1 protein-coding gene and 1 pseudogene are annotated in these 787 nt (G+C 47.0%); both read left to right on the top strand.

Annotated features, from left to right (window positions below):
• Window positions 1-350: pseudogene (locus A3766_RS30245) on the top strand (phospholipid ABC transporter ATP-binding protein MlaF); the annotation flags it as partial.
• An 86-nt stretch (window positions 351-436) separates the two neighbouring features.
• The coding region (locus tag A3766_RS03000) for an ABC transporter permease (RefSeq protein WP_197479247.1) at window positions 437-787 on the top strand (351 nt) is incomplete at its 3' end.

Here is a 787-nt window from a genome sequence, read left to right as displayed (position 1 = left end):
GAGTTGCCCTGGCAAGAACCATTGCTTTGGACCCCGAATTAATTTTGTATGATGAACCTTTTGCAGGTCAGGACCCTATTGCGATGGGAGTGCTGGTTCAATTGATTCGCTTGCTTAATGATGCATTAGGCTTAACGAGCGTGCTGGTTTCGCATGATATTACAGAGTCCCTAAGCATCTGTGATCATGCTGTAATCTTGGCTGACGGTGTTGTCATTGGTGAAGGTTCTCCAGAGGAGCTAAAAACCTCAGGCTCTCCGCTGGTAAAGCAGTTTCTTAACGGTTTGCCTGATGGCCCTGTTCCTTTTCATTACCCGGCTACAGATTTTCGTAGCGAATTGTTAGGGTAGCCCATAGTTCCTTCAAGTGTGAGATTAGCTTAGTGATTGATTTTTTTGTTCAATATGGACGTAAGGGAATAGATTTTTGGGCGGCGATGGGGCGTTCGGGGATTTTCTTGCTCCGTGCTATTTTCGGTTTAACGCCAAACCTCAAAGGCTTTCGCCTTCTGGTCAAACAGTTATATCACGTCGGAGTGTTGTCGCTTGTTATTATTATTGTATCCGGCTTGTTTATCGGTATGGTGCTTGCTTTACAGGGCTACAGCATTCTCGTCGATTATGGTTCAGAACAAGCTGTTGGGCAGATGGTTGCCTTAACACTGGTTAGAGAGCTGGGGCCGGTGGTGACAGCGTTACTGTTCGCTGGCCGCGCAGGTTCAGCTTTAACGGCAGAAATTGGCCTGATGAAGGCTACCGAGCAGCTCAGTAGTATGGAAATGATGGGT

The organism is Oleiphilus sp. HI0132, from assembly GCF_001635845.1.
Note: the sequence above shows the minus strand (reverse complement) of the source record. Positions and strands in the feature narration are given on the sequence as shown.